The sequence below is a fragment of the Bradyrhizobium sp. LCT2 genome, assembly GCF_009931255.1.
Classification (GTDB): domain Bacteria; phylum Pseudomonadota; class Alphaproteobacteria; order Rhizobiales; family Xanthobacteraceae; genus Bradyrhizobium; species Bradyrhizobium diazoefficiens.
On sequence record NZ_CP034432.1, the window covers coordinates 4,256,687 to 4,281,975 of the forward strand.

The 25,289-nt window shown below is 64.4% G+C and carries 24 protein-coding genes; 17 read left to right on the forward strand and 7 right to left on the reverse strand.

Translation table 11 applies throughout. The features are described 5' to 3' along the window. The first annotated feature begins 315 nt into the window (after positions 1-315). From EI171_RS20440 to EI171_RS20455, 4 genes are all read left to right on the forward strand, one after another. On the forward strand, positions 316-636 hold the full coding sequence (locus EI171_RS20440) for a hypothetical protein (RefSeq protein WP_049832405.1): 321 nt from the start codon (positions 316-318) through the stop codon (positions 634-636). Positions 637-1,144: 508 nt separating this feature from the next. Then, positions 1,145-2,215 (forward strand): GDP-mannose 4,6-dehydratase, encoded by a 1,071-nt coding sequence (gene gmd / locus EI171_RS20445; RefSeq protein ID WP_011088213.1) that lies wholly within the window; start codon positions 1,145-1,147, stop codon positions 2,213-2,215. Further along, positions 2,196-3,149, forward strand: a complete 954-nt coding sequence (locus tag EI171_RS20450) for a GDP-L-fucose synthase (protein ID WP_028171353.1) — start codon at positions 2,196-2,198, stop codon at positions 3,147-3,149. The genes gmd and EI171_RS20450 overlap by 20 nt, the downstream gene beginning before the upstream one ends. 152 nt (positions 3,150-3,301) lie before the next feature. Further along, on the forward strand, positions 3,302-3,505 hold the full coding sequence (locus EI171_RS20455; protein ID WP_161534535.1) for a hypothetical protein: 204 nt from the start codon (positions 3,302-3,304) through the stop codon (positions 3,503-3,505). A 34-nt stretch (positions 3,506-3,539) separates the two neighbouring features. Here EI171_RS20455 and EI171_RS44815 read toward each other — a convergent pair whose 3' ends face one another. Then, positions 3,540-3,890, reverse strand: a complete 351-nt coding sequence (locus tag EI171_RS44815) for a hypothetical protein (RefSeq protein ID WP_179883825.1) — start codon at positions 3,888-3,890, stop codon at positions 3,540-3,542. A 120-nt stretch (positions 3,891-4,010) separates the two neighbouring features. On the opposite strand from EI171_RS44815, the gene EI171_RS20465 reads away from it, so the two are divergent. From EI171_RS20465 to EI171_RS20495, 7 genes are all read left to right on the forward strand, one after another. Then, positions 4,011-5,408, forward strand: coding sequence for an MFS transporter (locus tag EI171_RS20465; RefSeq protein ID WP_011088210.1), 1,398 nt, complete (start codon positions 4,011-4,013; stop codon positions 5,406-5,408). A gap of 124 nt (positions 5,409-5,532) precedes the next feature. Then, positions 5,533-6,360: a 3-keto-5-aminohexanoate cleavage protein gene (locus EI171_RS20470; protein ID WP_097532579.1), complete on the forward strand. Its 828-nt coding sequence runs from the start codon at positions 5,533-5,535 to the stop codon at positions 6,358-6,360. A 134-nt stretch (positions 6,361-6,494) separates the two neighbouring features. Then, entirely contained in the window at positions 6,495-7,700 is a 1,206-nt protein-coding gene (locus EI171_RS20475) for an MFS transporter (RefSeq protein ID WP_161534536.1), read from the forward strand. Positions 7,701-7,883: 183 nt separating this feature from the next. Then, the gene (locus tag EI171_RS20480) at positions 7,884-9,113 is read left to right on the forward strand and encodes a CaiB/BaiF CoA-transferase family protein (protein ID WP_028171358.1); all 1,230 of its coding nucleotides are present in this window, start codon (positions 7,884-7,886) and stop codon (positions 9,111-9,113) included. Between the two features lie 4 nt (positions 9,114-9,117). Beyond that, on the forward strand, positions 9,118-9,993 hold the full coding sequence (locus EI171_RS20485; protein ID WP_161534537.1) for a 3-keto-5-aminohexanoate cleavage protein: 876 nt from the start codon (positions 9,118-9,120) through the stop codon (positions 9,991-9,993). A gap of 157 nt (positions 9,994-10,150) precedes the next feature. After that, positions 10,151-10,366, forward strand: coding sequence for a hypothetical protein (locus EI171_RS20490; RefSeq protein WP_028171360.1), 216 nt, complete (start codon positions 10,151-10,153; stop codon positions 10,364-10,366). Positions 10,367-10,461: 95 nt separating this feature from the next. Continuing rightward, positions 10,462-10,854: a RidA family protein gene (locus tag EI171_RS20495; protein ID WP_028171361.1), complete on the forward strand. Its 393-nt coding sequence runs from the start codon at positions 10,462-10,464 to the stop codon at positions 10,852-10,854. Between the two features lie 3 nt (positions 10,855-10,857). Here the strand turns inward: EI171_RS20495 and EI171_RS20500 are convergent, their stop codons facing one another. Next, on the reverse strand, positions 10,858-11,529 hold the full coding sequence (locus EI171_RS20500; protein WP_161534538.1) for a TetR/AcrR family transcriptional regulator: 672 nt from the start codon (positions 11,527-11,529) through the stop codon (positions 10,858-10,860). A gap of 326 nt (positions 11,530-11,855) precedes the next feature. Between EI171_RS20500 and EI171_RS20505 the strand changes: the two genes are divergently transcribed. The 3 genes from EI171_RS20505 to EI171_RS20515 all read left to right on the forward strand — a co-directional run bounded on the left by EI171_RS20505 (position 11,856) and on the right by EI171_RS20515 (position 15,127). Further along, entirely contained in the window at positions 11,856-13,091 is a 1,236-nt protein-coding gene (locus EI171_RS20505) for an acyl-CoA dehydrogenase family protein (protein ID WP_011088203.1), read from the forward strand. 139 nt (positions 13,092-13,230) lie between these two features. After that, the gene (locus tag EI171_RS20510) at positions 13,231-14,289 is read left to right on the forward strand and encodes a phosphotransferase family protein (protein WP_161534539.1); all 1,059 of its coding nucleotides are present in this window, start codon (positions 13,231-13,233) and stop codon (positions 14,287-14,289) included. Positions 14,290-14,500: 211 nt separating this feature from the next. Further along, positions 14,501-15,127, forward strand: coding sequence for a LysE family translocator (locus tag EI171_RS20515; RefSeq protein WP_161534540.1), 627 nt, complete (start codon positions 14,501-14,503; stop codon positions 15,125-15,127). A 123-nt stretch (positions 15,128-15,250) separates the two neighbouring features. Here the strand turns inward: EI171_RS20515 and argE are convergent, their stop codons facing one another. The 3 genes from argE to EI171_RS20530 form a co-directional block, all read right to left on the reverse strand. After that, positions 15,251-16,423 (reverse strand): acetylornithine deacetylase, encoded by a 1,173-nt coding sequence (gene argE, locus EI171_RS20520; RefSeq protein WP_161534541.1) that lies wholly within the window; start codon positions 16,421-16,423, stop codon positions 15,251-15,253. Between the two features lie 126 nt (positions 16,424-16,549). Then, entirely contained in the window at positions 16,550-17,116 is a 567-nt protein-coding gene (locus tag EI171_RS20525) for a hypothetical protein (RefSeq protein ID WP_246740592.1), read from the reverse strand. A 207-nt stretch (positions 17,117-17,323) separates the two neighbouring features. Next, on the reverse strand, positions 17,324-19,300 hold the full coding sequence (locus EI171_RS20530; RefSeq protein ID WP_161534543.1) for a YadA-like family protein: 1,977 nt from the start codon (positions 19,298-19,300) through the stop codon (positions 17,324-17,326). Between the two features lie 172 nt (positions 19,301-19,472). On the opposite strand from EI171_RS20530, the gene EI171_RS20535 reads away from it, so the two are divergent. Then, on the forward strand, positions 19,473-20,471 hold the full coding sequence (locus EI171_RS20535; RefSeq protein WP_161534544.1) for an AraC family transcriptional regulator: 999 nt from the start codon (positions 19,473-19,475) through the stop codon (positions 20,469-20,471). Between the two features lie 901 nt (positions 20,472-21,372). Here EI171_RS20535 and EI171_RS20540 read toward each other — a convergent pair. Further along, a complete protein-coding gene (locus tag EI171_RS20540; RefSeq protein ID WP_161534545.1) occupies positions 21,373-22,158 on the reverse strand; it encodes an SDR family NAD(P)-dependent oxidoreductase in 786 nt (261 codons plus the stop codon). A 133-nt stretch (positions 22,159-22,291) separates the two neighbouring features. Between EI171_RS20540 and EI171_RS20545 the strand changes: the two genes are divergently transcribed. Together EI171_RS20545 and EI171_RS20550 are read left to right on the forward strand one after the other, a co-directional pair. After that, on the forward strand, positions 22,292-22,990 hold the full coding sequence (locus tag EI171_RS20545; protein ID WP_038967049.1) for a histidine phosphatase family protein: 699 nt from the start codon (positions 22,292-22,294) through the stop codon (positions 22,988-22,990). A 140-nt stretch (positions 22,991-23,130) separates the two neighbouring features. Next, the gene (locus tag EI171_RS20550) at positions 23,131-23,898 is read left to right on the forward strand and encodes an SDR family NAD(P)-dependent oxidoreductase (RefSeq protein WP_161534546.1); all 768 of its coding nucleotides are present in this window, start codon (positions 23,131-23,133) and stop codon (positions 23,896-23,898) included. A 118-nt stretch (positions 23,899-24,016) separates the two neighbouring features. Here EI171_RS20550 and EI171_RS20555 read toward each other — a convergent pair whose 3' ends face one another. Beyond that, positions 24,017-25,240, reverse strand: coding sequence for a serine hydrolase (locus tag EI171_RS20555; RefSeq protein WP_161534547.1), 1,224 nt, complete (start codon positions 25,238-25,240; stop codon positions 24,017-24,019). Between the last annotated feature and the right edge of the window lie 49 nt (positions 25,241-25,289).

A 25,289-nucleotide genomic window follows, 5' to 3' on the forward strand; every position in this document is an offset into this window, starting at 1 on the left:
TTCTGTATTGGCGAACAGAAACCGGGCTTCACGCTCAACCGATCGTCCGAAGGAGCCCGCTGCCACAGCGCGAGGACAGGTCGCGGCCGACACGCGGGCCGGCTTCGGCGCCTGTCATCACAGCCATCGTTGCATGCAGGTGTCGCCGATGCAGAGCGTCGGCGCTGGTAACACTGCACGGTCCTTTAGGCGAGGAGGGCGCGCATTTTGCTTGCGTCCGGCAAGGCACCTAGTGATTGTGACGGAAAGCGTGAACGAATATTCGCAGAAATGACGTGACTGATTTTTTTTCGATTGATATTTTTCGGATTTTCGATGCGAACTCTGCTCATTATTCTTGGCATTTGGCTGCTCATCAATGTTCTCTTCGCCGTGATCATGATCCCCCCGCGGAAGTCGCGGAGGTCGAATGGCGAGCGAGGACAGAGCGGCCTGTCGCCTGCATTGATCGATCCGAAAAGCCGGCTGGAAGAGGACGAGGGTTTTTCGCTTCGTCACGCGATTATTGCAGTCGCGCTCGGCGCCTTCTTTTCTCTGAGCCCGCCGTTGCTGCAAGCTTATGATGCGATCGCGGCATTCGTCAGAAAGCTCCGTCGAGGCGAGGGGGCCGGCGTGAAGCCCTCGGACGACGAATAGGTCCTGAAATCCGTTCATTCGAGGATCCGTGCCGAGCATGAAATGCGGTTTCCCTGACGTCGATTGACGCCGGCTGCATCGCCGCAGAATGAAGAAACTTCAAAGCGGCGTGTTGGGTGGGTGAAGCGCTCGACATCCTTGGCATGCGTGCGGCGCTATCCGGACTGAGGCCGCGAGCGATCGACAATGGCCGGTTTGAGCAGAACCTGCGCCGGCGAGCGCCCCCGACTCGCCGCGTCATGGGTGCCGGCCGTCTTGCGCAGCACACGCGCCAAAGTGAGCCGCGGCTGGAACGTCCAACACGAAACTTGGGGGATGATGTAACTTCTTGGAATTACGTATAAAAACGGGAAAGAGATTCTGAGTCGGAGCGCTTCACCCGCTTCAATCTCCATTGCGTCCCGTACGTGTTGACCGGGGCGGCCGTTCTGTCAAAGAAGGGCGTCACATCGACGGCCATGAACGCGCGGACCGCCCCGCCAATGGGTACCAGGAGATCGGGATAGCTATGACCGAGCGGATCGCTCTCATCACCGGCGTGACCGGCCAGGACGGCGCCTACCTCGCCGAATATCTGCTGTCGCTCGGCTATGTCGTGCACGGCATCAAGCGGCGCTCGTCTTCGTTCAACACCGCGCGGGTCGATCACCTTTATCAGGATCCCCATGTCGGCAACGTGCCGTTCCTGATGCATTACGGCGACATGACCGACTCGACCAATCTGATCCGCCTGGTGCAGCAGATCCGGCCGACTGAGATCTACAATCTCGCCGCCCAGAGCCACGTCGCCGTGAGCTTCGAGAGCCCGGAATACACAGCCAATGCCGACGCGATCGGCGTGCTGCGGCTGCTGGAAGCGATCCGCATCCTCGGCATGGAGAAGGAGACACGGTTCTACCAGGCCTCGACCTCCGAGCTCTACGGTCTCGTGCAGGAGATCCCGCAGAAGGAGACGACGCCGTTCTATCCGCGCTCTCCTTACGGCGTCGCCAAGCTCTACGGCTATTGGATCACGGTGAACTACCGTGAGGCCTACGGCATGTTCGCGTCCAACGGAATCCTGTTCAACCACGAGAGCCCGATCCGCGGCGAGACTTTTGTCACGCGCAAGATCACGCGCGGCGTCGCCCGCATCGAGGTGGGATTGGAGGACACGCTCTATCTCGGCAATCTCGAGGCCAAGCGCGACTGGGGGCATGCCAAGGACTACGTCGAGGGCATGCACATGATCCTCCAGGCCGACAAGCCCGACGACTTCGTTCTCGCCACCGGTGAGACGCGCTCGGTGCGGGAGATGGTCGAATTGTCGTTCGCGCAGGTCGGCCGGCGCATCGCGTGGCGTGGCGCAGGCGTCGAGGAGACCGGTGTCGATGCCAAGAGCGGCAAGACGGTGGTGAAGATCGATCCGACCTATTTCCGCCCGACCGAGGTCGATCTCCTCATCGGTGATGCCAGCAAGGCGCGCGAGGTGCTCGGCTGGAAGCCGAAGCGGAGCTTTGCCCAGCTTGTCGAGGAGATGATGGCGAGCGATCTGGCACAGGCGAAGCGGGACGCTGCCCATGACAAACGCTCCGTTTGAGCTGAAGGGCAGAAGCGTCTACGTCGCCGGCCATCGCGGCATGGTCGGCAGCGCGCTGGTGCGCCGGCTCGCAGGAGAGGATGTCAAGCTCGTCACCGCAGACCGTCGCGAGGTCGATCTCTGCAACCAGGCCGCCGTGTTCGACTGGTTCGCAAAGGTGCGGCCGCAGGTCGTGTTCCTCGCGGCGGCGAAAGTCGGCGGCATCGTCGCCAACAACACGCTGCGCGCCGAGTTCATCTACGACAACATCGCGATCGCGGCCAACGTGATCCACGCCGCGCATCGGAACGGCGCCGAGAAGCTGATGTTCCTCGGCTCCTCCTGCATCTATCCCAAATTGGCCCCGCAGCCCTTGCGCGAAGAGTCCGTGCTGACCGGCCCGCTGGAGCCGACCAACGAGCCCTATGCAATTGCAAAAATCGCCGGCATCAAGATGGCCGAGGCCTACCGCAGCCAATATGGATGCGACTTCATCAGCGTGATGCCGACCAACCTCTACGGCCCCGGCGACAATTATCACCCTGAGATGAGCCACGTCGTCGCCGCGCTGATCCGCCGCTTCCACGAGGCGAAGGTTTCGGGCGCCAAGGGCGTCGTCGTGTGGGGCACCGGCACGCCGCGGCGCGAGTTCCTCTATGTCGACGACATGGCGGATGCCTGCGTGCACCTGATGAAGACGTATTCCGGTGCCGGGCTGATCAACATCGGCACCGGCGAGGACATCACCATCGCCGAATTCGCGCGCGTCGTTGCCGAGGTCGTTGGTTACAGCGGCGAGATCTCTTTCGACACCTCGCGGCCCGACGGTACGCCGCGCAAGCTGCTCGACGTCAGCCGCCTTGCAGGACTCGGCTGGCGCGCGACTACCTCGCTCGAGGACGGCCTGAAGCGCGCCTATGCGGCGTATCAAGCCGCGCAGCTAGCTGCGCAATAATCCAGCGACTGCTCGCCCGCGTTGTTCGATGCAGGGGGAGATCAGAACAAATCCCCATGGGAACCTTCACCGCAAGCACGAGTTGGCTGGTCGGAGGGGGTGACGGCTAACTCGCGCGCGGCCGCAACCCGGGCAGCGACAGGATTTGGACAATGGGCCTTGCTCAATACGCCATCGTGCCGGTCCGGGACCAATGGGGTGTGCTGCACGACGGCAACGTCAACGGCAAATATGCGACCAAGGAATCGGCGTTCGAAGCGGCCGTGGCCGCCGCCTCGCTGGCACTCCGGCAGGGGCACGAGGTCCATGTCAGTGCGCCCGGCCGCGAAGACGGCGAGCCTGACCTCGGGAGCTAGCATCGTCAGTGTGGTGGGCCTCTTGCGCGCCGCATCAAACGATCAATCGCCCGCGCCGCGCGGCAATTCCGATCGTGACCTCGGCACCCGCATTGGAATAGAGGCGGTCGGCTTCGACGCCGCCGCTGAAGATGGCGCCGTTTTCCGACATCAGCGAGCGGATGCGCAATTGTTCAGCGGGGGGCGAGTTGGCGGGGAGGGCTGACCAAAGCTGCTGGCGATCGCAAGCGAGCCGGTGACGATGCTCTCCCGCGGCGGCATGCCGAGCCGCGGTCCGCGAGCCCGCTGCCCGACGTTCGCGCTCCGACGCAAATAACATCATGTTAGGTTTATCGCATAACTGGGTAATTGTGTTAGCCCAGCGAAAGCCTATTGTCGCGATCAATCAGACACCCATCGGCAGTGACCAGCGCTCGCGAAGCTTCGCAGAACGCCCGGAGATTGCTGCCCAATTTTCAACGAAGCCCGGCAACGGGACGCCAGAAAACCAGGGAGGAATTTTGAAATGGTCACGACTCGCGCGATGCACCACATGAGTCAGTCGAGGAAGGCTGCTGCCAGCGGCTGGATCGGGTCGGCTCTCGAATATTATGACTTCTTCATCTACGCGACCGCTGCGTCGCTGATCTTCCCGCAGATCTTCTTTCCGTCGGACAATCCCACCGTCGCCATCGTCGCATCGCTGGCGACCTATGGTGTTGGATACGTGGCCCGGCCGATCGGCGCCTTCGTCCTCGGACATTGGGGCGACACCCATGGCCGCAAGACTGTTCTCATCGTCTGCATGTTCCTGATGGGCATCTCGACGATGGCGGTGGGTATCCTGCCGACCTATCAGCAAGTCGGCATCCTGGCGCCGATCCTGCTCGTCATCCTTCGCCTCGTGCAGGGATTTGCCGTGGCCGGTGAGATCTCCGGCGCAAGCTCGATGATTCTGGAGCATGCGCCGTTCGGCCGGCGCGGCTTCTATGCAAGCTTCGCCCTTCAGGGCGTGCAGGCCGGACAAATTCTCGCGGCCGCGGTCTTCCTGCCGCTGGCGGCCTATATGCCGACCGACGCCTTCAATAGCTGGGGCTGGCGGATTCCCTTCCTGCTCAGCTTCTTCGTCATCGTCGCAGGCTACATCATTCGCCGCGAAGTCGACGAAACCCCCGCCTTTGCCCGCGAGGGCGAGCTGGGAGAAACGCCGCGGGCGCCCATCGTCCAGGCCATCAAGCTGAGCTGGCGCGACATGCTCAGGGTCATCTGCATGGCTCTGATGAACGTCATCCCCGTCGTTGCGACCATCTTCGGTGCGGCCTACGCGGTCCAGCCCGCCTATGGCATCGGCTTTGCCAAGGACGTCTATCTCTGGATCCCGGTGCTCGGAAACATGCTGGCCGTGTTCGTCATTCCCTTCGTCGGCCATCTCTCCGACAAGGTCGGCCGCAAGCCTCCGATCATCGTGGGCGCGCTGCTCTCCGGCTTGCTCGCCTTCGGCTATCTCTATGCCATCAGCATCCGGAATGTGCCGCTGGCGATCCTGCTGTCCCTCCTGATGTGGGGCGTCGTCTACCAGGGCTACAACGCGATCTTCCCGAGTTTCTACCCGGAGCTGTTTCCGACGCGCACCCGTGTGTCGGCAATGGCGATCTCGCAGAACATCGGCACGACCATCACCGCGTTGCTTCCCGCTTTGTTTGCGACCGTGGCGCCTCCCGGCTCGGCCAACATTCCGTTGACGGTGGGGGCGATCGCCTTCGGCATCACGATCATCGCCGCGCTGGCGGCCGTCACGGCCCGGGAGACCTACCGGATCAACATCGAGGATCTCGGTAATCCCGAAGCCGTTCCGATGGCGCGTGCAGACTATGAGCGGCAGCGTGCCGGAGCGGCGAGCGGGGCTGCCGCAGTTCCGACCTGACGGGTATGGTATGAGGCGATTGCCGCTGCGATCGATGATTGTCGCAGCGGCAGGGTTTCGCAGCACTGTGTGGCTGCCGATCCAGAATATGTGCGCGTGAGCGCGATCATCATGAGGTTGCAGGATGAACCCCGTTGTCGTTGCCGTCGCTATCACCGGCTCCGTTCCGCGCAAGAAGGACAATCCCGCGGTGCCGATCTCGCCGTCCGAGCAGATCGAGTCGACGCAACAAGCCTTCGAGGCCGGCGCCACGCTTGCCCATATCCATGTTCGCAACGATGACGAGACGCCGTCCTCCGACCCGGAGCGTTTTGCCCTGGTGCAGGAAGGCATCAGGAAGCATTGCCCAGGGATGATCGTTCAGTTCTCGACCGGCGGGCGGGGCCGCGATCCCTCGGCGCGGGGATCATCGCTCTATCTGAGGCCGGACATGGCCTCGCTGTCCACGGGATCGGTGAACTTTCCGACGATTGTCTACGAGAACAGCGCTGCCCTGGTCGAGACCCTCGCCACCAGCATGAAAGAAGGTGGCATCCGGCCGGAGATCGAGATCTTCGATTTGTCGCATCTGCATGGCGCCCGCCGCCTGATCGAGGCGGGGCTGATCGACCCGCGACCGCACGTGCAGTTCGTCATGGGCGTCAAGAACGCGATGCCGGCGGACGAGCATGTCCTCGATATCCTCCTGGGAGAGCTCAGGCGGCTGATCCCGAAAGCGACGTGGACCGCGGCCGGGATCGGGCGCCACCAAGCCGAGGTCATGGGCTGGGCGCTCGCGCGCGGCGCCGACGCGGTTCGCACCGGGCTCGAGGACAATATCAGGGTCGACAAGACGCGCCTCGCCGCCAGCAACGCGGAGCTCGTGACCATCGCGGGCGAGGCTGTCGCGCGCCACGGCCGGCGCGTCGCGACCGCAGTCGAGGCGCGATCCGTGCTCGGGATCGCGCGGTAGGGGCTACTGCCTCCGCCTGACATGCTCCCGGCTGCCTTCTGCCATTCGGCGGCCGGCGTTCCCGTGCGCTGAGTCTCCGGGTAAGACGAGTGCCACAGGCGCGATCTGCGCCTGCCGGGCAGGCGACGTTTGGAATGCGGTTCTTGAAGACTGACGGCAGGCTCATCGGGGTCCTGCTGGTGCTTGCAATCACCCAGCTCATCGGATGGGGAACGATCGGTCTTCCGCCGATCGTCGGCCGCGACCTTGCGGCCGATCTCGGCATGAGCCTGCCGATGGTGTTTGCGGGCACCTCCACGCTCTATGTCACCATGGGGCTGTGCGCGCCCTGGCTCGCCAAGGCGTTTGCGCGGCACGGTGCACGCAAGGTGATGATGGTGGGCACCGTCGTTGCCGTGCCGGGCTATGTCGTTCTGTATTTTGCGCGCGAGCCGCTGCTCTATTTCGTGGCCTGGGTCATTCTCGGCATGGGCGGCAGCGCCACGCTGTCGACCGGTGCCTATATCATGCTCAACGAGGTCGCCGGGCGCCAGGCCAAGAATGCCATCGGCGCGCTGATGCTGGTGACGGGCCTCTCCAGCAGCATCTTCTGGCCGACCACCTCGTTTCTCAGCGGCCATTTCGGCTGGCGGGGCACCTGCCTCGTCTACGCCGCCATGCTGATCCTGGTCTCGCTTCCGCTCTATGCCTTTGGTGCGCCGCGCCGGAATATCATGAAGGACGACGGCGGCTCGGTTGCAAGACCTTCCGATGCGCCCGCGATTCCGCGAAGCACCTTCAATCTCGTCGTCATCGCGATCACGCTGAACGCCTTCGTGAATTTTGGTCTCGGCGCCGTGCTCATCGAGCTGCTGCGGGCGGAAGGGCTGGCGCCGGCCCAGGCCATCGCCTTCGGTTCGATGCTCGGTGTGATCCAGGTCAGCGCCCGCGGGCTGGACTTCCTCGGCGGGGGACGATGGGACGGAATCACGACCGGGCTTGTCGCAGGCACGGCGCTCCCCGTCGCCATGCTGCTGCTGATGCTGAGCGAGGGGGCGACCTGGGCGGTCGCAGCCTTCATCCTGCTCTATGGCGCGGGCAGCGGTGCCATGGCGGTGGCGCGAGCGACGATTCCGCTCGTCTTCTACGACCAGGCCGAGTTCGCCAAGGCGATGTCGATGATCGCGCTGCCGCTCAATCTGGCCTCCGCGATCTCGCCGCCGCTCCTTGCAGCTCTGCTCACCCAGTTCGGCAGCCGCGGCGCGCTGGGCCTGACGCTGGTGTTTTCCTGCGCGACCGTGCTGATCCTGGTCCTGCTCGGCCGCCGCCGGCCGCAGGTGGCTGCGGCTGCTGTAACCTGAGGCAATATTCACGGCGCGGAATTCGCTCTCGATGGCCGATCCGGCCGCCGGGGCAGGGATGGCCGTATGCCGGGAGTGCAGTGCTCAAGGCCCGAAAATGGTGTATCCGCAGGGAGCGCAGTCACGGCCGAACCTCAGCACTCGGGCCGCCGCGCCAACACCAGTTCCCCGGAGGAAACCGACATGTCGGCCTTGCCGCTCTCAGGCATCAAGATCCTTGACCTTACCCGCGTGCTCGCCGGGCCCCTGTCGGCCCAGATGCTGGGCGATCTCGGTGCGGAGGTCATCAAGATCGAGCGGCCGGGCACCGGCGACGACGCGCGCGCCTTCGGCCCGCCTTATCTGACCGACCCCGAGGGCAAGGCGAACAACAACAACTCGTTCTACTTGTGCGCCAACCGCAACAAGAAGTCGGTCACGGTCAACATCGCCAAGCCCGAGGGCCAGGCGATCATTCGCGAGCTTGCCAAGGACGTCGACGTCTTCATGGAGAACTATAAGGTCGGCGATCTCAAGCGCTACGGCCTCGACTACGAGACCATCAAGGCGATCAACCCCGGCATCATCTATTGCTCGGTGACCGGCTTCGGCCAGACCGGCCCGTACGCGCCGCGCGCCGGCTATGACGCCATCCTCCAGGCAATGGGCGGCCTGATGAGCGTCACCGGCCATATCGACGGCGAGCCGGGCGAGGGCCCGATGAAGGTCGGCCCGTCGATCGTCGATTACATGACCGGCATGAATTCCTCGATCGGCATTCTCTCGGCGCTCTACCATCGCGACGCCAATGGCGGTGTCGGACAGCATCTCGATGTCTGCCTGCTCGACACCGTGATTGCCTCGCTCAGCCACTGGCTCCAGATCTACCTCGTCAACGGCAAGACGCCGCCGCGCCGCGGCACCTGGGGCAATGGCGGCATGCCGGCCGGCGTGTTCCGCTGCACCGACGGGGAGCTGATGCTGGTGGTCGGCAATGACGGTCAGTTTCAGCGCACCTGTGCGGTGCTCGGCGAGCCCGAGCTCGCCAACGATAAGCGCTTCATCAAGAACAACGACCGCGTCGTGCACGGCAAGGAGATCATGGCGATCTTCGCCGGCCTGTTCCTGAAGAAGCCGGTGGCCTACTGGCTCGACAAGCTGGAGGAGGCCGGCGTGCCGTCAGGTCCGATCAACAATTTCGAGCAGGTATTTTCCGATCCGCACGTCCAGTCGCGCGGCATGCGGGTGAAGACCGAGCACAAGTTCGAGCCGGAGCTGTCGTTGATCCGCAACGCGCTGACCTTCTCGGAGACCCCGATCAAGAACTACCGCGCCCCGCCGCTGCTCGGCGAGCACACAAAGGAGGTGCTGGGTGGCAAGCTCGGCTATGATGCCGGGAAGATCGAAGCGCTGAAGCAGCAGGGCATTATCTGATTTCATGATCGGCAAAACCATCATCACCTGCGCCATCACCGGCAACCTGACCAAGCCCGAGCAGTCGCCGTATCTGCCGATCACGCCCGAGCAGATCGCGACATCTGCACTGGAGGCAGCTGACGCCGGTGCCGCCATCGCCCATATCCACGTGCGCGATCCCGCGACCGGTCGGCCGTCGATGGCGATCGACCTCTATCGCGAGGTGGTGGAAAAAATCCGCGCCCGCAACAAGAGCCTCGTCATCAATCTCACGACCGGCCCGGGCGGACGCTTTGTGCCTTCAATCGAGGATCCCCGCATCGCCGCTGCAGGCACCACGCTGCTTCCTCCCGAAAAGCGCGTCGAGCATGTCGAGCTGCTCAAGCCCGACATCTGCACGCTCGACCTCAACACCATGAACTCCGGCGGCGAGGTCGTGATCAACACGCCGCGCAACGTCCGTATCATGGCCGAGCGCATGAAGGCGGCCGGCGTGCTGCCGGAGATCGAGCTGTTCGATTCCGGCGACTGCCACCTGGCGCGCGATATGTTCGCCGACGGCACGCTGAAGGGGCCGGGCCTGTTCTCGCTCGTGCTCGGGGTCAAATACGGCTTCTCGGCGACGCCGGAGACGATGTTCTACGCCCGCGGCCTGCTGCCGCCGGGCGCGGTCTGGTCAGGCTTCGGCATCGGCCGCGCCGAATTCCCGATGGTGGCGCAGGCGTATCTGCTGGGCGGCCACGTCCGCGTCGGCATGGAGGACAATCTCTATCTGTCCAAGGGCGTGCTGGCCAAGACCAATGCCGAGCTGGTCGCGCATGCCACAGGCATTTTGAAGAGCCTGGGTGCGAGCGTCGCAACTGCGGCGGAGGCGCGTGCGATGCTTGGGCTCGGCTGAGCGCCGTCGAACCAAAAGTGACCGCAGCGTGACGCTTGCTGGCCTTGCGTGAGGCTTGCGCGCAATCCCCAGATAAACCCGGTCCGTACTTACACAGGCTTCCGCTCCGCGCGCGACTCTGATTCGATCTCCCTGCGAGTTCCGGGAGGGGAAGTGCATGTCCTATACGATCGGGTTTCAGTCCAAGAACCAGAAGGCCGTTCTGGCGACCGAGGCGGCAACCGCCAATCAGGCCGTCGCTATCATTGCCGCGCTGCGGCAAAGCGCCGACGAAATAAAGTTCATCCGTTCGCCGCAGGAGGGCGAGATGGGTATCGAGATGCTGCTGCTGCTCGCCAAGGAAGAGGCCGAGGAGATGCCGCAGCGGGCCTGATCCCGCTACGACCACACTTCGATCAGAAGCGAAACATGCCGGCTGCAATATAATGTAGCAAGGCGCCAGTCTCGCTCGAACCGAAGGTGGCCGCCATGAAACGCGAAGCGCTCCGCGTCGAACCGATCTCGTCGTTTCTCGACCGCTGGAAAGCGCCGACCTCGCCGGTGACGCGCGCCGGCAACATGATCTTCGTCGCCGGGCTGCCGCCATTCGATCCTGACACCGGCGAGATCGCCTCCGCGCCGATCGAACGGCAGAGCGAGATCATCATGGAGCAGATGAAGCTGTGCCTGGAGACGGCCGGCGCCTCCCTCGACAATGTCATGAAGTGCAACGTCTACTGCACCTCGACGAAGCACTTCGCCGCGTTCAACGCGGTCTATGCGCGCTATTTCCCGGTCGATCCGCCGGCGCGGATCTTCGTCTGCACGCCGGAATGGTTCGCCCCCTTCGACGTCGAGATCGACTGCATCGCGATGATGTGAAGGCTAGCGCGCGTCCCTCGCGAGCACGCGTGCCGGCGCCTTCGTCTCCATCTTTCCCGCGGTCAGCGCCATCGTCGCCACGCTGACGACGCGCGCGACCACGTCCTCGACGTCGTCGAGATCGCATTTGCCTTCCGACAGTTTCGTCAGGCGCTCGCTCTCGCGGATGGTGTGGTGGGCCATGGCGAGCGCGAAGTTGAGGCCCCAGTAGATGTCGACGTCGCTGCGATCGGGCAGGGATCTTCGCATCGCGCCGGCGAATTTGCGCAGATGGTCGATCTCGCGGTTCTTGATGCGGCGGATTGGCGGCACGGATTCGATCGAGGCGCGGATCATGAAGCGCGCCGCCGTCGAGCGCTGGTTCTCAGGGCCGAGGCAGCCGCGCAAGGTCGGGCCGACGAGGGCGCGCAGGATCACCTCGATCGGCGCGCGGCCGCCGCCTTCCTCTTCCGCCGCCTTCAATTCGCGCAGGCGCTCGCGGTTGGTGGCGATCGAGCGGGAGACGAACAGTTCCGCGATCAATTCGTCCTTCGAGCCGAAATGATAGTTCACCGCCGCGAGGTTGACATTGGCCTCCGCGACGATGTCGCGCAGCGTCACGTCGCCGAAGCCGCGATCGGCGTAAAGCCGTTCGGCGGCGGCGAGAATGGCAGACCTCGTATGATCGCTGGCCATGACTCTTTATCCCGTCATTCCGGGGGCGCGACATCGTCGCGAACCCGGAATCTCGCGCCGCAACTTCTGGATTCCGGGTTCGACGCTTCGCGTCGCCCCGGAATGACGAGTGGGCGCGAAGGGCCGAGGGAGTTGCAATTCAAACAGTTGTATGAAACTATCGTTTGAAGGCCGGGAAAAGTCAATCCGCAATCGGGACTCGTTCGCAACTGCGATCTGGTTCCGGTGCGCTTCGCAAGCCGCGCATTCGCGCTTGCGGGCCGTATGCAGCGGGAGGACAGTCCGGCGCAAAACGGGTTCGAACGAGAGAAAACGAGGAGCGTCCCATGGATTTCGATCTGTCCCCCAAGCAGAAGGAATGGCTCGACCGCGTGCGGTCCTTCATGGCCAAGCACGTACGTCCCGCGGTGCCGGTCTATGACGAGCAGGATCGCAACGGCGAGCGCTGGAAGGTGATCCCGATCCTGGAGGACCTCAAGAAGAAGGCGAAGGCCGAAGGCCTCTGGAACATGTTCATGCCGCCGTCCGAGCATGAGGACGATGAATTCCGTGGCGCGGGATTGACCAATCTCGAATACGCGCTGCTGTCGGAAGAGATGGGCCGCGTCACCTGGGCCTCGGAAGTGTTCAACTGTTCCGCGCCCGACACCGGCAACATGGAAGTGTTCATCCGCTATGCCACCAAGGAGCAGAAGCGCAAATGGCTGCGGCCGCTGATGGACGGCGAGATCCGCTCGGCGTTCCTGATGACGGAACCGGCGGTGGCCTCGTCTGATGCCACCAACATCGAGACCCGCATCGAGAAGGACGGCGATCACTACGTCATCAACGGCCGCAAATGGTGGTCGTCCGGCGTCGGCGATCCCCGCTGCAAGATCGCGATCCTGATGGGCAAGACCGATCCGAAGGCCGCCAAGCACCAGCAGCAGTCGCAGATCCTGGTTCCGCTCGACACGCCAGGCATCAAGGTCGAGAAGATGCTCCCCGTCTTCGGCTTCGACGACGCGCCGCACGGCCACGCCCAGGTGCTGCTCGACAATGTGCGGGTGCCGAAGGAGAACATCCTGCTCGGCGAAGGCCGCGGCTTCGAGATCGCGCAGGGCCGCCTTGGCCCCGGCCGCATCCATCACTGCATGCGCACCATCGGCAAGGCCGAGGAGGCGCTGGAGAAGATGGTGAAGCGGCTCTCCTCGCGCACCGCGTTCGGCAAGAAGATCATCGAGCATTCGGTGTGGGAGCAGCGCATCGGCGAGGCGCGCACCGACATCGAGATGAACCGTCTGCTGTGCCTCAAGGCCGCCGACATGATGGACAAGGTCGGCAACAAGGCGGCGCAACTCGAGATCGCCATGATTAAGGTCGCAGGCCCCAACATGGCGCTGAAGATCATCGATCAGGCGATCCAGGCCTTTGGCGGCGCCGGTGTCTCCGACGAGGCCGGCCTTGCCAAGGACTACGCCCACATCCGCACGCTCCGTCTCGCTGACGGTCCGGACGAGGTGCACAACCGCGCCATTGCCAGACTTGAAGTTCGGAAGTATGCAAACTCTTCCACGCACTAAAATGGGGGAGGGCACAAGCCGCTCTCCACGCCGTCATTCCGGGATGGTCCGAAGGACCAGACCCGGAATCTCGAGATTCCGGGTTCGCCTCTTCGAGGCGCCCCGGAATGACGGACAAAAGAATTGAGGGAGCGTCATCGTGGCCGACGGCGTCAGGAAAGACGAGGAGTTCTCGGGCACCAAGCCGGTCGAGGAGCGGCATCGTTTCGACGAGCTGCGCCTCGAGGCGTGGATGCGCGACAACGTCGAAGGCTATGAGGGACCGCTGGTCGTCCTCCAGTTCAAGGGCGGTCAGTCCAACCCGACCTACCGGCTGAACACGCCGAAGCGCTCCTACGTGATGCGCCGCAAGCCGTTCGGCAAATTGCTGCCGTCGGCGCATGCGGTCGATCGCGAATATCGCGTGATCGCGGCCCTTGGAAAACAGGGCTTTCCGGTCGCGCGCGCCTATGCGCTGTGCCAGGACGACGGCGTCATCGGCGCGGCGTTCTACATCATGTCGATGGAGGAGGGCCGGGTGTTCTGGGATCCGGCGCTGCCGAGCCAGGATGCCGACGCGCGGCGAAAGATCTTCACCAGCAAGATCGAGACGCTGGCGAAACTCCACATGTACGATCCCGTCGCGATCGGCCTTGGCGACTTCGGCAAGCCCGGCAACTATTTCGCGCGCCAGATCGACCGCTGGACCAAGCAATATCGCGCCTCCGAAACCCAGCACATTCCGGAGTTCGAGAAGGTCGCCGAGTGGCTGCCCAAGACCGTGCCGGAGCAGGCGCGCGTCTCGATCGTCCACGGCGACTATCGCCTCGACAACATGATTTTCCACGCAACGGAACCGCGCGTGCAGGCCGTGCTGGACTGGGAGCTGTCGACGCTCGGCGATCCCATGGCCGACTTCACCTATCTGCTCATGCAGTGGATCATGCCGGGCCTGCAGGGCGTCGATCTCAAGGCGCTGAACATACCGAGCCTGGAGGAGGCCGCGCAGATCTACTGCAACGCGACCGGGATGAGCGTGCCCGATCTCAACTGGTACTTCTCCTACAACCTGTTCCGTCTCGCCGGCATCACGCAAGGTATTGCGGGGCGCATCCGCGACGGCACCGCCGCCAACGCCAAGGCGCTTGAATCCGCCAAGCGCACCGTGCCGCTGTCGCAGACGTCATGGGAATACGCGCAGAAGGCGGGGGCGGTTTGAGGAACTATGAAGGCGCGGTCGATGGCCGCGCTTTTTTTCACATTCCTCTACACGCTCCGCGTCATTGCCCGCCTTGTGCGCAATTGCGCACTGGGGCGGGCAATCCGGTATTCCAGAGCCGGCAGTGCCTGAACCGAGCCGCCGCGGCGTACTGGATGCCGCGGTCAAGCCGGGGCATGACAGCGAGGTTGCGGTGACGTAAGCTCGCGACATGATCGACAGCACCACCCTCGTCACCTACGTCCTCATCGTACTCGGCTTCGTCTTCATTCCCGGTCCGGCCACGCTCCTCACCATGGCGCGGGCCGCAAGCTCCGGAACGAAGGTGGGTATCGCGACGGGCGCGGGGATTGCAGCGGGTGACGTGATTCACACCAGCATGGCGATCGTCGGCCTCTCGGCGATCATCGCCACTTCGGCGCTCCTGTTCAGCATCGTCAAATATGCGGGGGCCGCGTTCCTGATCTATCTCGGCATTCGCGCCATGCTCGACAAGGCACCGATCGAGCTGAATGGCGGAGCGCCCACGATCAGCGCTGGTCGCGCATTCCGCGAGGCCGTGCTGACCGAGGTGCTCAATCCCAAGACCGCGCTGTTCTTCCTCGCCTTCCTGCCGCAATTCGTCCGGCCGGAACACGGCGCGACCGCGCTTCAGCTTGCGGTCCTCGGCATCGTCTTCGTGCTGCTCGGCTTGTTGAGCACCGTCGTGTTCGCGGTGGGTGCCGGCCGTCTCGGCAATTTCCTGCGCCGCCATCCGGCCGTCGTGAGGTGGCAGGGCAAGGTGGTTGGGACCATCTACTGCGCCGTCGGCGTGCGGCTGGCGTTGCAGGAAAGATGAGGTGGCCCGCGCCAGCTCTCGTAGGGTGGGCAAAAGCGCGCAGCGCTGTGCCCACCATCTTGCCGCGATCGCGGTAACATTGGTGGGCACGCTTCCGCTTTGCCCACCCTACGGCAGCGTCGCTTACCCCTTCGCGCAATGCGCGATCAGCTTCTCGACGAACCCCGCGCATTTCAACAGCTCCGACATCTCCACGAACTCGTCCGGCGTGTGCGCCTGCGCGATCGCGCCGGGGCCGATCACGACCGAGGGGATACCGGCCATGCTGGCAAACAGGCTCGCCTCGGTGCCGAAGGCGACCTTGGCGTGGTCGTTGCGCCCCGCGAGGCTCTTGGCCAGCGTGACGATTGTCGCATCGGCGGCGGTGTCGAGCGCGGGATAGTCGAGGATCTCCTCGAAATCGATGCCGCATTCCGGATGCCGCGCCTTCATCGCCGGCTCGATTTCGGCCTTGGCCCAGGCGACGATCGCATCCGTCACCTCGCGCGACTCGGTGATGCCAATGCCGCGGCATTCGAAATCCACCGTGCAGGTATCGGGCACGATGTTCAGCGCGGCGCCGCCATGCACGATGCTGGTGAGGAGCGTCGAGTGCGGCACGTCGTAGAGGCTGTCGGTTGATTTCTTGCCAGCGAGCAGCACGGCGCGGCGGCGGATCTCGACAATCAGCTCGGCGGCATATTCGATCGCATTGACGCCGTCGGGCGCGATCGAGGAGTGGCGGGCAAGACCGCGGAAGGTGGCGCGTACGCCGTGCTTGCCCTTGTGCCCGATGATGACCTGCATCTGCGTCGGCTCGCCGATGAAGGCGCCGAGCGGCTTGACCTTCTTCCTGGCGACCTCGCCGAGCATCGGCCGCACGCCGACGCAGCCGATCTCCTCGTCATAGGAGATCGCCAGATGAATCGGCGTCTTGAGCCTGGCCTCCACCATGTCAGGCACCATGGCGAGGCACACCGCCACAAACCCCTTCATGTCGGTGGTGCCGCGGCCGTAGAGCCTGCCGTCGCGCTCGACCAGCTTGAACGGATCGTGACTCCAGTCCTGGCCCGCGACCGGAACGACGTCGGTATGGCCCGACAGCACGAGGCCCGGGCGGTCCTCCGGCCCGATCGTGACCCACAGCGAGGCTTTCTGTCCGGTCTCGTCGACGATGCGCTCAAAGCCGACGCCGAGCGCCGCGAGATAGCTTTCGATATGGGCGATCAGGGGCAGGTTGGTGCGGTCGCTGATGGTGTCGAAGCCGACGAGGTCGGCGAGGAGCTTGCGAATCCGGTCGGGTCTTGTGTCCAGCATTCTCGGGATCATGTGATGGGAGGGATCGTGGTCGGCTCTGCCGCCTGCACGAACCATACCAACGGAACGGCACGACGTGCAAACCCGCCGGGCAGGGGGCGAGCCCGCTCGGCCGTCCGAATGCGCTCAGTTCTTCTGGGCCGCGTTCTTCTTGGCCGGCGCGGGCGCCGGCGCCGCGGCGGTTTCCGGCGGCGCCTGCGGTGTCGCGACCGAAATGCCGTAGGGCCGCCACTGGTTGGCAACGTTCTGGAAGGTGAGGTCGAAATTGATCTGGAGCGGGCGGGTCGGAAAGAACCCTGTCAGCCGCAGCATCTTGTTGGGATCGAGATAAGGCGGCGTCGAGAGCTGCGGCGCGGCAAGCGCCACCGAGAACAGGTCGAAATTCCGCCGCCGCAGGTCGGTGAAGCCAAGCGCGAGATCGGCGGCGCTGTTCCTGGCCTGGAAGTCGGGCGCGGCGAGATCGCGCAGCACCGAATAGTTGCCGGAGCGGTTGGCATCGTTCAGCGTCAGCAGTGTCGAGCGGATCAGGTACAGCGCCTGCTCGGCGCTGACGGGAAGCTGCGGCTGTTTGGCGGCGGCCTTGTCGTCCTCGGCGCTGACCGGGTTCATCACGATCGGCGACAAGGCGACCACCACGCCCAAAGCGAGGCCGAGATATTTCCGCGAGCGCACGGCCCAACCCAGCCTCACCATCCGGGCCTGACCCCGACACGCGCGCCGAATCCCATCGATCCAGGTCGGGTTCCCACACCCGAGCCAATAAAAACATGCATCGCTATTCCTCAGACCAACCGAGCCCAACGACACTAGCGGTTCGATCAAACGGAATCTGTCACCGTCCGGCAACATCCGGACACTCGAAGTTGTCGCGGCCCGCAAGATCGGTCGGTAACATCATCCTCAGTTCAGCGTCCACGACGCGCCGGCCCTGACGCCGATGGCGCCTTGCTGTGCGGCCGTGAACGCCGCGTTGAAGCGCATGGCGTCCGAATAGGAATAGCCGAGGCCGACCGCGAGGCCGGATTGTCCCTGGAAATTGCCGAAGCCGCCGGAGACCGAGATCTTGCCCGGGCGAGGATCGAATTGCAGGCTGGACGCCGCGAGCGCCAACGCCACGCCGCCGCGCGACTCCCGTGTCAGGTTGTCGACGCGGCCGTTGAGGGCGGCCAGTTGGGAGTTGATTCCGTTGATGTCGCCGGCGGAGGCAAGTCCGAGGCCAGCCAGCGAGGTGGTCGCCAGATTGCCGGCCGCGTCCGATGTGACGAGCTGGGTCGGTCCGGACTGCGCCGCCTTGCTCGCAGCCGAGGTGATGCCGCTCATCGTGTAGGTGCTGCTGGCGGTGCCGACTGCGACCTGGTTGCTCCGCGTCGTGGTCGCGCCGCTGCCGATCGCGACCGAGTTGTCGAAATTCGCGCCGGCGCCGGTGCCCATCGCGATCGCGTTGATGCCGGTAGCGCCCGTGCCATTGCCGATCGCGACAGAGGACGCGCCGGAGACGGTGCTGTTGTTGCCCATCACCACGGCATTGGTGGCGTTGACGGTGTTGCCGCTGCCGAACACGGAGGAGCCGGCGGCGCTGGACGTTGCCGCAATGGTGTTGTTCGAGCCGACCAGCTGGATGTTGTCGCCGCGACCCGCCACATTGGACCCGTTCACCGTGTTGTTGTCGCCGAACACCAAACTGTTGTTGCCGTTGACGATGTTGGGATCGCCGATGGCGAACGTGCCGTTACCGCGGACGTTCTGTCCGGTGCCAAAGGCGCCGCTGTTATTGCCGCTGACGTTGTTGAAGGAGCCAACAGCCGCGCTGTTGCTGCCGGTGACGGTGCTGAAGGAGCCGACAGCCGCGTTGTTGCCGCCGGCGATGCCGATACTGGAGCCGAAGGCCGCGGTGTTGTCGCCGGTGACGCCATTGCCGGAGCCGACAACCGCGCCGTTGTTGCCGGCGACGACGTTGTTGGAGCCGACGGCCGCGTAGTTGGTGCCGTTGATGGCGTTGCCGGAGCCGAAGGCCGCACTGCCGTCGCCGTTGACGGCGTTGGTCGAGCCTACGGCGGCGCTGTTGTTGCCGGTGGCGGTGTTGTTGGTGCCGAGCGCGGCACTGTTGCCGCCGTTGGCGGTGTTGCCGAGGCCGAATGCGCTGCTCTGACTGCCGAACGCGTGGGCATTGGCGCCGAACGCCGACGAATTCGTACCGGTGGCGATTGAATTGGAACCCACGGCCGTATTGCTCAAGTTGTTGCCATTGGCAGCGGCGTTCACGCCGATTGCGATGTTGGTCCCATTGTTGCCGCTGGCATTGGCATGGTCGCCCGTGGCGACGTTCTTTCCGCCGATTCCGGCGGCGTTGGCGCCGAAGCCGGTCGCCACGCTCGTGCCGGAATCGCCGGCGGCGCTGGCGCCGTTGCCGATTGCGACGTTGTTGCTGTTGTCGCCGGTCGCGCTTGCATTCACGCCCGCGGCGAAGTTCGAGCTGGCGTCTCCGCTGGCGTCGGAGTTGACGCCGGCGGCGAAATTGGCGCTAACGAGGCCAAAGGCGTTGGCGTTCGGTCCACAGGCGAAGTTGGTGCTGGCGAGACCGCCCGCGGAGGCGCCCATCGTCGCACCGCCGGACGTGTCGCAGACGAACTGCGCTGTCGCCGGCCGTTTTCCGGACAGCAGACAAAGCGCCGACAAAGCAAAGACCGCGACCAGGCGCACAATGCGGACCGGGCAGGATCGGCCTCGGGCATTGGATGCGCGCCACCTGCGATCCTCGGTTGATCGATACGCTGTCAGCCCCGCCCAATTCAACATCATGTCGCTCTCGCCCATGCCCGCAGCAGGGGCGTCGTCCTCGTTGCGGCACGCTATCGCGATGCGAATGTCGTGCTGCATCGGGCCGAGGCCTGCGACTGCAATGATTTGTGGCTGACGAAATTATCGCCCCGGCCGGTCCGCCTCTACCGCTTGGCACGCAACCACATTGCGTCTATTGCAAATTATTGCCGGAAGATGCGCCGTTCTTCTTCTTCCGTGTTATTTTTTCGTTTGCAACTGGGGCGGGGGGATGTCGGTCTTTCAGAGCCTGATTTTCGATACGACTGTGCTTGACGGCATTACCGATCCCGCCATTCGCGCTCGCGTGTGGGCCGAGTGTTTCGAGCAGATCGTCACCGGCATGGACATGGGGTTTGCCGAGGGGGATGCCCGCATCATCGGGACGCACAAATTCCTCATGAACGAGACGGTCGCGCTGGGGGAGATGTTCAGCTCCTCCTTTATCGGCGCGCGGACCAAAAAGCACATCAACCGCGACGACGAGGACCACGTCTATCTGAGCTTCAACATCGGCGCGACAACTCATATCGGCCGCCAGCTCGGGCGCGAGATCGATGTCCAGCCGGGACAGGCGGGGCTGCTCGTACTGGACGCGAGCACACAGGCCATTGCCCCGAACAACGGCCATTGCATCAGCCTGAAATTGCCGAACGCGATCTTCAGGGAGTGGGGCCTGTCCCCGGTCGACCTGGCCTGCCGCCCGCTCGATTGCACCGGTGCCGACTATCAGCTCCTGACCGGTTATGCGCGGCTGTTGATCGCGAACGGGGCGGGGCTGGACGAAGGCGGCGCTGCGGAGGCGACGCAGCACCTGATCAAACTCACTGGCCGCTGGCTCGGCGCCAGGGACGGCGTGCAGGGAGTGGACGGTGAGGAGGCCGTCTACCGCGCGCGGCTCGCCTTGGTTCGGCAGACGATCAGCAAGCAGGCGTTCGATCCCGAGGTCAGCCTCGAGCGGGTGGCGCGGCGGCTCGGCATGCCCTCGCGCACCGTGCAGCACATGCTTGCGAAGGCCGGCGAGAGCTTCTCGCAGGTGGTGATGGCGGCGCGGCTGCGGCGGGCTCGCGTCCATCTGCTCGATCCCGTCTACGCCGATCTGTCGGTCGCGGACATTGCGTTCCGCTGCGGCTTTCTCGACGTCTCGAGCTTCTACCGCGCGTTTCGCGCCGCCTATAACGTCACGCCGAAATCGCTGCGCGAGCAGGCCGGGACGATTCCACCGGAATAAGGCGGGCCGCCGGCGCCATCCGGGCTACGAGACCTTGCGTTGCCCGTCGGGCAAGACACGCAAGATGGCGGTCAACGCGCCTTGTCGAAAATATTCCACTTTACCGAAATTCGGAAACGGCGTATGTGTCGCCTCACTCCGGCCCAAGGAAGAGGGGCGTATCGCGATCGTCACGAACGCGGGCCGGGCGGCGGTGGACGCTAGTTGCATCGGCGCGAAGGGTTTCGCAGGGCGGGCAACCGTGAGCGAGGACGTCGCGCGCACGACCGGTGTGATCGGCGTACGGCCAAATCGTGTCGTCCTGGCGCCCGGGGTCTGTGCGCCAAGTCCTGCGGTGATGTGTGCGGCCCGACCGGACCGCGCGCGTCAGCCATCCGCAGGGCGACGGGGGCAATAGTGCATCGCTCCCCGGGGAGAGCACGACATAAGCCGTTCCAACCACTGCGCAGGGAAGGCCGGGATGTCTCCGGTTGCCCTGTTTCCCGCTGTGCATCGTAGCGCAATCCGCTTCTCGCATGGCGGTCAGTAGGAGCCAGCCGGCTCCCGGCCTTCCCTGCGCCCTCTTTCATCCGAGGGTGAGGTGACGAAGCAAAGCTCGGGCGAAACAAGCCGCGAGAGGGTGAAGGTGTGTCTGCGATGGGAATGCGAGTTGAAAGAGCGACGCCGTCTCCCACACTCCGTCATTGCGAGCGCAGCGAAGCAATCCAGAATCCCTCCGCACCCCGGTCAGCGTTGCCGAAGCGCGATGTGGCCACCAGCGTTCGCAGCAACCAAATTCGGCGGCTATGGGTCCTGGCTTGCGCCAGGACGACGGCGAGGGTGTTGCCGCGGTCTCGCGCAAAACGCCGGTCCGAAAATGGCCGGGCTCGCCCGGCCATTTTCAACGTAGAGAACGACTTTGCTAAACCGGCTTGCCCGCATACGGCATCGATGCCGTCAGACCGCCGTCCACCGGGAACGCCTGGCCGTTGACATACGAGGCTTCGTCGCTGGCCAGGAACAATCCCATCGCCGCGAGCTCGTGCGGCTGGCCGGGGCGCTTCAGCGGGTTGAGCTGGCCGATCTTGTCGGCGGTGCCGCGCTCCTTGGCGCGGTCGAAGATCGGTTTCGTCATGCCGGTTTCGATCAGGCCGGGGCAGACCGCGTTGATGCGCACGCCGGTGCCGGAGAGCGAATAGGCCGTGGTCTGCACCAGGCTGATCACGCCGGCCTTGCTCGCGGCATAGGGATGACCGCTGGCGCCGGCCTTGAGGCCGGCGACCGACGCCGTCAGCACGATTGCGCCGGACTGCTGCTTCACCATGTGCGGCATCGCGTGCTTCACCGCGAGGAACGGACCGATCAGGTTGACGCGCAGCACCTCCTGCCAGTGTTCCACGGTTTGCTCGCCGAGCGGGATGAGCCCGCCGGAGACGCCGGCATTGGCCCAGATCACGTCGAGCCGGCCGTGCGTCTTCACCGCCCTGTCGATGACGGCGATCACGTCCTTCTCGGAACCCGCATCCGCGACCATCGCTTCCACGACACCGCCGGCCTTCTTCACCTCCTCGACGGTCTCCTTCACCGCCTCGGTGCGATCGACCGCAATCAGCCTGGCGCCTTCCCTGGTGAACAACAGCGCAGCGGCGCGACCGATGCCGCTGCCGGCGCCGGTGATGATGACGGATTTGCCTTGCAGACGGCCCATGCGTTTCTCCCTTTGAGGCGTGCGCGACGCTTGCCGCGCGACGGAATTTCAAACAAGATTTCAAACGGTAAAGTGTCTTGAGACACGTTCACACCTGACGTACAGCGACATCACACGGGATGGAAGGGTTTCGATGGCAGGCGCAGACAAGCCGAATGTGGTCACGACACGGTGGTGGTGGGTCCGTCACGCGCCGGTGCGCAATGACGGCGGCAATATCTACGGTCAGAGCGACATCGCCTGCGACACCAGCGATACCTACGTGTTCAATGCTGTCGCCAAGGTGCTGCCACGCAAGGCGGTCTGGTATTCGAGCAATCTGATGCGGACGCATCAAACGGCCGAAGCGATCTGGGCGGCCGGCTTTCCAAGGCCTGCATCCATGACGTGGGAAGCGGACCTCGCCGAGCAGAATCTCGGCCGCTGGCAGGGCATGAACCGCGCCCAGTTCATCGCCAGCCGTCCGGTGGGCACGAGCTGGTTCGCCGACATCAATGAGCCCGCGCCCGGCGGCGAAAGCTTCATGGATCTCTACAGCCGCACGCGCCGCACCATCGAGCGGATCAACAGCGAGGCGGCGGGGCTGGACATCATCGCGGTCGCGCATGGCGGCACCATCAAGGCCGCGCTGGGACTCGCGCTCGACGGCCAGCCGGAGCGGGGGCTGTCGTTCGACATCGACAATTGCTCGGTCACGCGGCTCGACTATTTTGCGAGTCCCGAGCGCACGGTCTGGCGGCTGCCGATGGTCAATCAGCAGCCGTGGATCGCGGATGATGCGCACGCGGCGATGCATCAACTGGCGGGGCCGGAAGTCAAGAAGCTCGCCTGAGCAAGCTGTCATTCCGGGACGGTCCGCAGGACCGGACCGGGAATCTCGAGATTCTCAGGTGCGCAACCGCGCACCATAGTTCGATGCTTCGTATCGCCTCGGAACGACACTGAATACGTAAATCAATCTGGGAGAGAAACATGACCTTGTTCGACATGAAGGGGAAAGTTGCCGTCATCACCGGCTCGACGCGCGGCATCGGGCTCGCGATCGCCGAGCGCATGGCCGAGCACGGCGCCAAAGTCGTGATTTCCTCACGCAAGGCCGACGTCTGCGACCAGGTGGCCAAGGGCATCAACGACAGGTTCGGCAAGGGCACGGCGGTCGCGATCGCCGCCAACATCTCCTCGAAGGAAAATCTGCAAAACCTGATCGACGAGAGCAACCGAGCGTTCGGCAAGATCGACGTGCTGGTCTGCAACGCGGCGTCGAACCCGTATTACGGTCCGCTCGCCGGCATCTCCGACGATCAGTTCCGCAAGATCCTCGACAACAACATCGTCGCCAACAACTGGCTGATCTCGATGGTGGTGCCGCAGATGATCGAGCGCAAGGACGGCTCGATCATCATCGTGTCCTCGATCGGCGGCCTCAAAGGTTCGACCATCCTCGGCGCCTACGCGATCTCGAAAGCCGCCGACATGCAGCTCGCGCGCAACCTCGCCTGCGAATACGGCAAGCACAACATCCGCGTGAACTGCATCGCGCCCGGCCTGATCAAGACCGATTTCGCCAAGGCGCTGTGGGACAATCCGGAGAACCTGAAGGCCTCGACCTCGCGTTCGCCGCTGCTCCGCATCGGCATCCCCGACGAGATCGCCGGCGCGGCCGTGTTCCTGGGCTCGAAGGCCGGCGACTTCATGACCGGCCAGACCATGGTGATAGACGGCGGCGCAACGATCAGTTGACGCGATAGAGCGTCATCCCGGGGCGCGCTTAGCGCGAACCCGGGATTTCGAGATTCTCAGGTGCGCAATTGCGCACCATCGTTCGATGCTTTGTATCGCCCCGGAATGACCCTTCGGGTCAATCCACCGCCGCGTAAACCAGATCCCGCACCAGCGTGCGCGTGTAGTCGCGCTGGCCCGGACCCTGGCTCATGAACACCGCGAGCAGATCCTCCTTCGGGTCGATCCAGAAGAACGTTCCCGCAATGCCGCTCCAGAAATACTGGCCGACGCTGCCGGGGAAGGGCGCGATTCCGGCCTCGCGGCGCACGGCGAAGCCGAGGCCGAAGCCGTGGCCGGGCGAGAGCAGGGTGCCGTTGGTCTTCACCTCGGGCCCGAGGTGGTCGGAGGCCATCAGCTCCAGCGTCTTGCGGCCGATGATCCTGTTGCCGTCGAGCGTGCCGCCGTTGCGCAACATCAGCGCGAAACGGGCGTAGTCCATCGTGGTGGAGACGAGGCCGCCGCCGCCGGATTCCATCACCGGCTGCTCCAGCATGTTGAACAGCGCGACCTTGTCGCCGGTCCAGGGATCGGCCGCGAACGGTTCGGCGAGCCGGCCGGCTTTGGCCTCGGATGTCGAGAAGCCGGTCTCGGCCATCTGGAGCGGCGCAAGCACGCGTTCGGCGAGGAAGGTGCCGAGCGACTTGCCGCTGACGACCTCGATGATGTGGCCGAGGATGTCGGTGGAGCGGCTGTAGTTGAACTCGTCGCCGGGTTGGCAGACCAGCGGGAAGCTCGCCACCAGTGCGGCGTGCTCGGCATTGGTGATCTTGCGGCTGCGCACCCGCGAGTCCTGGTAGATCTTGTGCACGGGCCCGTCGCCCTGGTGCTCGTAGGTGAGGCCAGAGGTGTGGCGGAGCAGGTCCTGCACCGTCATCGGCCGCTTCGGCGGAACCAGGTCCAGCTTGCCACCGCTGACGATCCCAACCTTCTGGTCGGCAAACTCCGGAATGAACTTGGCGACGGGATCGCCGAGCATGAGGTGGCCGTCCTCGACCAGCGCCATGACGGCGACGGAGACGATCGGCTTGGTCATCGAGAAGATCCGGAAGATCGAATCGAGCGCCATCGGCGTTGATGCGGCTGGGCTCTGGCGGCCCAGCGCCTCGAACCAGCCGACCTGGCCGCGGCGGGCCACCAGCACGGTGATTCCGGGGACGGTGCCCTTGTCGATCTCGCGCTTGAAGGCGTCCGACATCGCCTGGAGGCGCGGTCGCGACAGGCCCAGTGTCTCGGGCTTGGCCTCGGGCAAAGGCGGTGTTTTCGGCGCGGTTGCGGGGCTAAGGGCGGCTGTCGCGGTCATGGTCACTCCCGGGGGCACATTATTATCGGGAGCGAAATGTGGCCCAGAA